Origin of the sequence: Streptomyces sp. NPDC058964 (assembly GCF_042741275.1) — a bacterium.
Lineage (GTDB): Bacteria > Actinomycetota > Actinomycetes > Streptomycetales > Streptomycetaceae > Streptomyces.
Genome location: NZ_JBHYKH010000145.1, coordinates 9,685 through 17,986 on the forward strand (window position 1 = coordinate 9,685; position 8,302 = coordinate 17,986).

The window sequence follows — 8,302 nt, forward strand, 5'->3', positions numbered from 1 at the left end:
GCCCCCCCGCTCTTGGGCTATATCCCGTTACCCGTTCCCCAACCGGTCCGGGACGGGGGCCCGGCCCGAGAAGCCGACCAGCACGTGCTCGCCTTCGCGGGGGCCGGGGCCGACCGACCCGTCCGTGACGAAGGTGAGCTCCTCCTTGCCGTTCACCGGCTTGTAGTAGCGGGTGACATGCAGGGTGACACGGCGCTGTCCGGAGCCCCGGACGCGCTCGACGGCGGTCACGTCGCCCTCGGCCACGAGCCGGGCACAGGCCATGTACACCGCGCCGCTGCCGGTCTTCTCGTCGGAGGACTTGGCCGCGCTGTCGCTCGCCCCGTCGGCCGAGACGCCGCCGCCCGACTGGGTCATCAGCCAGGCCATCCCGGTCAGCACGGCCGCGACGGCCGCCACCGCGAGGGCCCCGAAGGCGAAGCGGGCCGCGCGGGGCCGCCGGGCGCGCGGCGGACGTGCCGCCGGCGCCGGAGCCGGCTTCCGTGCCGGGGCGGGCTCCGCCAGCGCGTCCCCGATGATGCCGAGCTGCTCCCGCAGCAGTGCCACGTCGGCGGCCGCCGCCCGGTGTTCGGCCATGAAGGCGGCGTCGGCGTGGGCCGCGTCCGGCAGCGGTTCACCGGAGAGCACGGCCGGCAGCGCGTCCATGCCGTCGTATCCCTCGTGGCCGTCGTAGCCGTTCTCGTGTCCGGCGGTCACGTCACACCACCTCGTCCTCGTGCAGGCGGGCGCGCAGAGCGCGTACCGCCGTGTGCAGCCTGCTCTTGACGGTGCCCTCGGGAATGCCGAGCTCCTCGGCTATCCCGCGCACCGGCAGATCGGCGTAGAAGCGCAGGACGACGACCTGTCGTTGACTGTCGGGCAGGTCGTCCAGGCCCTGGGCGACGGCGAGGGAGAGCACGCTGGTGTCCTCGCCCGAGGGGTGTTCTCCCTGCCGCAGCGAGGCCAGGCGTTCGCCCAGGCGTTCCTGACGGCGCTTGGAGCGGTGCCAGTCCATGGCGAGGTTCGAGGCGACGACCGCCGCCCAGGCGGACACGTCCCGCGGCGCTTCCTCCCCCTTCGCGGCCCGCTCGAGCAGCCGGAGGCGGACCTGCTGCACCCCGTCCAGCAGGTCCGCCTGCGGTACCCCGCCCAGCGCGAGCACCGCCCGCACCCGGCGTTCCTGAGCCGCGTCCAGCGGATCGTCCCCTCCGTGGACCACCCCCTGACCGCGGCGGGCCTTTCTGCGCAGCACAGCCACCCCTCCCCTCGCCGCGTTTCCCCTATGACGCCGGTGGGCGCGGAAACGTTCGGAATGAATTTCCGCGATCTTCCGGACCCCGTTCCTCCACTTGATCTACTCGTTTCACACTCATCGACTTCACCTCATCTCCACTGCCACCATGAGCCCCATGACGCACATCACCAAAGGCGCCAACACCCCTGTTCCCGCAGCTCCGTTGAGGGTCGCGGTCTGCCGGCAGAGCGTTCCCGGAGCTCCGTCCGTGGACGCCTCGGCCCTGCTGCTCGACGCGGCGGGCAAGGTCCGCGGCGATGCCGACCTCGTGTTCTACAACCAGCCCGCGCACCCCTCCGGTGCCGTACGGCACACGGGAGCGGGCGAGGGCGGCGGAATGCTCGCCGAGTGGCTGGAGGTGGACCTGCCGCGCGTCGAGCCGGAGATACAGCGGGTGCTGATAGCGGGCTCCTGCGACGGCGGGGTCTTCGGGCAGGTGCCCGGACTGTACGTACAGGCGCTGGGAGCGGACGGCGCGGTGGTGGCGCACTACGCGGTGACCGACGCGACGCGCGAGACGGCGTTCGTGCTCGGGGAGTTCTACCGGCGCAACGGCGAGTGGAAGTTCCGGGCGGTGGGCCAGGGGTACGCCTCCGGGCTCGCGGGGCTGGCGACGGACTTCGGCATCGCGGTGGAGGAACCGGCTCCGGCGCCGGCTCCGGCGCCGCCGCCGTCTCCGGTGCCGCCGCTCCCGGTCCCGCCGGCACCGGCCGCCCCGGCCGCCGTTCCGGCCCGTCCCTCCCCCACCGCGGCCCCGCAGGATGCCGCCCCCCACTCCTTCGGCCCCGGCTTCCCCCCGTACATCCAGCGCGGGCGCGGCAACGGGGTCGTCTCCGTGGACGCGCCCCTCCCCCCGGGCCCGGTGATCGTCGAGGCCTGGCACGAGGGTGACGGCTACTTCGGGATGCACACCCTCACCCGCCGCAACAAGGACGACGACCTCGTCTACAGCAGCACCCTGCACGACTTCCGCGGCCGCGCCCTCGTGCTGCCCCCGGAGGGGCGCCCGCTGCGGCTGCGGGTGGAGGCCGACCACGACTGGACGGTGACGGTACAGCCGCTGTCGGTGGCCCGCGGGCTCGGCACGGGCCCCCTGCAGGGGTACGGCCCGGAGGTGATCGCGTACACCGGCGCGGCGGCCGACCTCGACGTCGACTTCGCGGGGGACGAGGACGGGGGCGGCTACTTCGGACTGAAGTGCCTGGAGGCCCGTCATCTGACCAGGCCCGACGAGTACGACCTGCTGGTCAACGACACCGACCGGTTCCGCCAGACGGTGCCCGTCCCGGACGGCCCGCTGCTGCTGCTCCTGGAGGCGGACGGCCCCTGGCAGCTCACCGCCCGCCCCCTCCCCGTGCTCGACGGCCCCGCCGCGCAGGCGGCCGGAGCCTGGACGGGCCGCGGCGACAAGACCGTCACCCTCGCCAACCCGGCCCCGGGACGGCCCGCGCTGCTGGAGTACTCCTTCACCGACGCCGGCACCTTCGCGTCGCACCGGGTGAAGCTGCTCGACGAGTACGACGACGAGGAGCAGTTCCTGGAGGGCTCCCGGCACGGCAGGAACGGCCGTGCCGTGATCTTCCGCAAGGGCGAGCCGCAGGTGCGGCTGAAGGTGGAGAACGGGGGCGACTGGAGCCTGCGCCTGCTGCCGATCGAGCAGGTGCCCCGGTTCTCCGGTGCCGTGGAGGGCCGCGGCAGCGCGGTGTTCCGCTACGACGGCCCGCCCACGCTGCTCGGCCTGCGCCGCACCAGCTCCGACACCGGGTCGCTGGAGACCCGCTCCCTCCAGGCCGACGGCCAGATGCGGATCTCCGCCGACAGCGTGGGGCGGCGGCGTCCGACCGTCGGCCCGCTGTGGGTCTCGGCGGCCGGGTACTGCTACGTCCACGTCTTCGCCGCGAGCGACGACACCGCCTGGCGCATCGAGACCGAGGACCTGGCCTCGGTGCCGGTGCTGGGCAAGCGGCGCGTGGAGGGCCAGGGATATGGAGTCGTACGTCACACCGGACCCGAGGCCGAGGTGATGATCAAGCACGAGGCACGCGGGATGCTGGACCTCGTGGTGCTCTGGGAGCTGGACGAACGCCTGGAACCGGTACGCCGGATCAGTACGGCTTCCGGTCTGCAGCGCGTTCCGGGCGGATTCCTCCAGATCAGGACGTCCGGCAAGTGGAGCATCGAGCTGCGCGGCTGAACGTGAGACCCGTCCCATCCCTCGGGCAAAGGATTGGACACACCGGCCGGGGTGAGACGCATGATGGAAAGGCCCCGGCCACGGGAGGGGCACTCGCAAGCCAGCTGAAGGAGTCGCAGTGAGGGTCGGAATCGTCGGAGCCACCGGTCAGGTCGGCACGGTCATGCGCAGGATCCTCGCCGAGCGGAACTTCCCGGTGGACGAGCTGCGTCTGTTCGCCTCCGCACGTTCCGCGGGGACGGTCCTCGACGGTGTGACGGTGGAGGACGCGGCGACCGCCGACTACACGGGCCTCGACATCGTGCTCTTCTCCGCGGGCGGCGCGACCTCCAAGGCGCTGGCCGAGAAGGTCGCCGCCCAGGGCGCCGTCGTGATCGACAACTCCTCCGCGTGGCGCAAGGACCCGGAGGTGCCCCTGGTGGTCTCCGAGGTGAACCCGCACGCGATCGCGAACCGCCCCAAGGGCATCATCGCGAACCCGAACTGCACCACCATGGCCGCGATGCCGGTCCTCAGCCCCCTGCACGCCGAGGCGGGCCTGGAGGCCCTGGTCGTCGCCACCTACCAGGCGGTGTCCGGCTCGGGCCTCGCGGGCGTGGCCGAGCTGCACGGCCAGGCGCAGAAGGTGATCGCCGACGCGGAGAAGCTGACGCACGACGGCGAGGCGGTCGACTTCCCGGAGCCGGGCGTCTACAAGCGGCCCATCGCCTTCAACGTGCTGCCCTTTGCCGGCAACCTCGTGGACGACGGTCTGAACGAGACCGACGAGGAGCAGAAGCTCCGCAACGAGTCCCGCAAGATCCTGGAGATCCCGGAGCTGAAGGTCTCCGGCACCTGTGTGCGCGTCCCGGTCTTCTGCGGCCACTCCCTCCAGGTCAACGCCCGCTTCGCCCGTCCGCTCTCCCCGGAGCGGGCGGCCGAGCTGCTCGCCGACGCGCCGGGTGTCGTCCTCACCGACATCCCGACCCCCCTCCAGGCGGCCGGCAAGGACCCCTCGTACGTCGGCCGTATCCGCCGCGACGAGACCGTCGACAACGGCCTGGCCCTGTTCGTCTCCAACGACAACCTCCGCAAGGGCGCGGCCCTGAACGCGGTGCAGATCGCCGAACTGGTGGCGGCCGAGCTCTCCGCGAAGTGACCTGTGCGCGAGGGGCGGTCACGATCGTGTGGCCGCCCCTTCCGCATGCCGGGCGACCGCCGCCCCGAGGAGCGCCGGGCCGGAGGCGGGACAGAGCACCGCGGTCAGGCCGGGGCCGTCCGCGCGACGGCCGCCGGTGAACGCGGGCACCTTTGTGCGCGCCCCGCACCGGGGACAACGGCGGTGCGCGCGGGCGGGAGGGGATCCGGACGGACCCCCGCTGCCGCCGCTCGTCGTGGACGCGCCCTACGGCCGCCGCACCTCGTACAGGAAGCACCCGTACTCCACGGCCCGTACGTGGACGAGGGCCACCTCGGGGTCGGCGAAGGCCTCCGCGAAGGCCGCCTCGAGGTCACCGGCGGCCTCCACCAGCCGCCCGCCCAGGATGCGCCCTTCGGCCGAGTAGCGGCGGACGGTGCGGTGGGCGCCGGCGAAGGGGAGTCCGCCGCCGTCCGGCCCCGGGCACTCCTCCGCATGGATGAAGACGGGGCCCTGTTCGTCGTAGGCGCCCGGATCGGCCCCGGTGCGGGCCGCCCAGCGGCGCAGGGGCGCGTAGGAGACGAGGGCGATCCGCTCGCCGGGTACGCTCCGGCGCAGGCAGCAGCGCAGTGGGGCGCCGCCCTCCTCGTCCGTCAGGGGAACCGTCCGTCGCCCCGCGTCGTCGACGGAGCGCAGCTCCTTCAGGACCGGCGGGCCGACGGGTCGTGCGGTGTACGTCGTCATGTGCCCAGGCTGACGCGATCGCGCCCGGCCGACCGGCGGGATCCGGACATCGCGTTCCGCGTGGGTCCCGTGGAAGGATGGCGCAACCCACACATAACGAGGAGATGACCGCGTGCCTGGCACAAACCTGACTCGCGATGAGGCGCAGCAGCGGGCGAAGCTGCTGACCGTTGACTCGTACGAGATCGATCTCGACCTCTCCGGCGCGCAGGAGGGCGGCACCTACAGGTCCGTGACCACGGTGCGCTTCGACGTCACCGAAAACGGTGCCGAGTCCTTCGTCGACCTGGTGGCCCCGGCGGTCCACGAGGTGACCCTCAACGGCGACCCGCTCGACCCCGACGAGGTCTTCAAGGACTCGCGGATCGCGCTCCCGGGCCTCCTGGAGGGCCGCAACGTCCTCCGTGTCGTCGCCGACTGCGCGTACACCAACACCGGCGAGGGCCTGCACCGCTTCGTCGACCCGGTCGACGAGCAGGCCTACCTCTACACCCAGTTCGAGGTGCCGGACGCCCGCCGGGTCTTCGCCTCCTTCGAGCAGCCGGACCTGAAGGCCACCTTCCAGTTCACGGTGAAGGCACCGACTGGCTGGACGGTCATTTCCAACTCGCCCACGCCGGAGCCGAGGGACGACGTCTGGGTCTTCGAGCCGACGCCCCGCATCTCGACGTACATCACCGCGCTGATCGTCGGCCCGTACCACTCCGTGCACAGCGTGTACGAGAAGGACGGCCAGAGCGTTCCGCTGGGCATCTACTGCCGTCCGTCGCTCGCCGAGTTCCTCGACTCGGACGCGATCTTCGAGGTGACCCGGCAGGGCTTCGACTGGTTCCAGGACAAGTTCGACTGCGAGTACCCGTTCAAGAAGTACGACCAGCTCTTCGTGCCGGAGTTCAACGCGGGCGCGATGGAGAACGCGGGCGCGGTGACCATCCGCGACCAGTACGTCTTCCGGTCCAAGGTGACGGATGCGGCGTACGAGGTGCGCGCGGAGACCATCCTGCACGAGCTGGCGCACATGTGGTTCGGCGACCTGGTCACCATGGAGTGGTGGAACGACCTGTGGCTGAACGAGTCGTTCGCCACCTACACCTCCATCGCCTGCCAGGCCTACGCGCCCGGGTCGCGCTGGCCGCACGCGTGGACCACCTTCGCCAACTCCATGAAGACGTGGGCGTACCGGCAGGACCAGCTGCCGTCCACCCACCCGATCATGGCGGAGATCCGCGATCTGGACGACGTGCTCGTCAACTTCGACGGCATCACGTACGCCAAGGGCGCCAGCGTGCTCAAGCAGCTCGTCGCGTACGTCGGCATGGACGAGTTCTTCAAGGGCGTGCAGGCCTACTTCAAGCGGCACGCGTTCGGCAACACGCGTCTGTCCGACCTGCTGGGCGCACTGGAGGAGACCTCCGGGCGTGACCTGAAGACCTGGTCGAAGAAGTGGCTGGAGACGGCCGGCATCAACGTCCTGCGTCCCGAGATCGAGACGGACGCGAACGGTGTGATCACCTCCTTCGCCGTCCGTCAGGAGGCACCGGCCCTGCCCGCGGGTGCCAAGGGCGAGCCGACCCTGCGCCCGCACCGGATCGCGGTCGGCCTGTACGACCTCGACGACGAGAGCGGCAAGCTGGTCCGCGTCGACCGCGTCGAGCTGGACGTGGACGGCGAGCTGACGGCCGTACCGCAGCTGGTGGGCAGGGGCCGCCCGGACGTGGTCCTGCTCAACGACGACGACCTGTCGTACGCGAAGGTCCGGCTGGACGAGCAGTCCCTGGCGTTCGTGACCGAGCACCTCGGCGACTTCGAGTCCTCCCTGCCGCGGGCCCTTTGCTGGGCGTCGGCGTGGGACATGACCCGCGACGCCGAACTCGCCACCCGCGACTACCTCAGCCTGGTCCTGTCGGGCATCGGCAAGGAGTCCGACATCGGCGTCGTCCAGTCGCTCCACCGCCAGGTGAAGGTGGCCGTCGAGCTGTACGCCGACCCGGCCTCCCGCGAGGCCCTGCTCACCCGCTGGACGGACGCCACGCTGGCCCACCTGCGGACCGCGGCGCCGGGCGGCGACCACCAGCTGGCGTGGGCGCGGGCGTTCGCCGCGACCGCCCGCACTCCGGAGCAGCTGGACCTGCTGGAGGGCCTGCTGGACGGCACCCACACGGTCGAGGGCCTGGTCGTCGACACGGAGCTGCGCTGGGCGTTCGTGGAGCGTCTCGCCGCGGTCGGCCGCTTCGACGAGGCGGAGATCGCGGGCGAGTACGAGCGGGACAGGACGGCCGCCGGCGAGCGCCACGCGGCCACCGCCCGGGCGGCCCGCCCGACGCCGGAGGCCAAGGCGGAGGCGTGGGCGTCGGTCATCGAGTCCGACAAGCTCCCGAACGCCGTCCAGGAGGCGGTGATCGGCGGCTTCGTCCAGACGGACCAGCGGGAGCTGCTGGCGTCGTACGCGGACAAGTACTTCGAGGCCCTCAAGGACGTCTGGGACTCCCGTTCGCACGAGATCGCCCAGCAGATCGCGATCGGCCTCTACCCGTCGATCCAGGTCACGCAGGAGACGCTGGTCAGGACGGACGCCTGGCTCGCCTCGGCCGAGCCGAACGCGGCCCTGCGCCGGCTGGTCTCGGAGTCCCGCTCGGGCATCGAGCGCGCGCTGAGGGCCCAGGCCGCGGACGCGGCGGCCGCGTCCGCGTAGCGGCGGCACGCCCTCGGGGGCGTCCGGCACAGTCCGGGCGCCCCCGAAGCACGTCCTGAGCGCTCGGCGGTACGCCAGGCACGGGTCGGGCCGCCTCCCCTGCCGCGAAACCCGCTCGCGCCTCGCACGGCCCACCAGCACGGAGCCGCGCCACCGCGCCCTCCCCGGGCACCAGCACACCGGGACCGCCCGCGAGCGGGCCGCACCCAGGGCTCAGTGGTCCGGGCGGTGTGCGGACTCGGTGAGGCGGGATCGTGCCGTCGTGTGCAGGGCCGTCAGGAC

6 protein-coding genes are annotated in these 8,302 nt (G+C 72.2%); 3 read left to right on the forward strand and 3 right to left on the reverse strand.

Translation table 11 applies throughout. The features are described from left to right. Positions 1–27: 27 nt before the first annotated feature. Together ACFW2E_RS19580 and ACFW2E_RS19585 are read right to left on the reverse strand one after the other, a co-directional pair. Positions 28–696, reverse strand: a complete 669-nt coding sequence (locus ACFW2E_RS19580) for a hypothetical protein (protein ID WP_384468013.1) — start codon at positions 694–696, stop codon at positions 28–30. Position 697: 1 nt separating this feature from the next. Continuing rightward, positions 698–1,237, reverse strand: coding sequence for an RNA polymerase sigma factor (locus tag ACFW2E_RS19585; protein ID WP_384468015.1), 540 nt, complete (start codon positions 1,235–1,237; stop codon positions 698–700). Positions 1,238–1,388: 151 nt separating this feature from the next. Between ACFW2E_RS19585 and ACFW2E_RS19590 the strand changes: the two genes are divergently transcribed. Together ACFW2E_RS19590 and ACFW2E_RS19595 are read left to right on the forward strand one after the other, a co-directional pair. Then, complete coding sequence (locus ACFW2E_RS19590) at positions 1,389–3,467, forward strand: TerD family protein (protein ID WP_384468017.1); 2,079 nt, start codon at positions 1,389–1,391, stop codon at positions 3,465–3,467. Between the two features lie 118 nt (positions 3,468–3,585). After that, complete coding sequence (locus tag ACFW2E_RS19595; RefSeq protein ID WP_384468019.1) at positions 3,586–4,605, forward strand: aspartate-semialdehyde dehydrogenase; 1,020 nt, start codon at positions 3,586–3,588, stop codon at positions 4,603–4,605. 246 nt (positions 4,606–4,851) lie between these two features. Here the strand turns inward: ACFW2E_RS19595 and ACFW2E_RS19600 are convergent, their stop codons facing one another. Beyond that, positions 4,852–5,328 (reverse strand): DUF1203 domain-containing protein, encoded by a 477-nt coding sequence (locus ACFW2E_RS19600; RefSeq protein WP_384468021.1) that lies wholly within the window; start codon positions 5,326–5,328, stop codon positions 4,852–4,854. Between the two features lie 112 nt (positions 5,329–5,440). Here ACFW2E_RS19600 and pepN point away from each other — a divergent pair, with 112 nt between their 5' ends. Further along, on the forward strand, positions 5,441–8,020 hold the full coding sequence (gene pepN / locus ACFW2E_RS19605; protein ID WP_384468023.1) for an aminopeptidase N: 2,580 nt from the start codon (positions 5,441–5,443) through the stop codon (positions 8,018–8,020). Positions 8,021–8,302: the final 282 nt, after the last annotated feature.

What these genes read in the sequence shown, in the direction of transcription:
- ACFW2E_RS19590 (WP_384468017.1), top strand. Translation starts at nt 1,389, where the DNA reads ATGACGCACATCACCAAAGGCGCCAACACCCCTGTTCCCGCAGCTCCG.
- ACFW2E_RS19600 (WP_384468021.1), bottom strand. Translation starts at nt 5,328, where the DNA reads ATGACGACGTACACCGCACGACCCGTCGGCCCGCCGGTCCTGAAGGAG.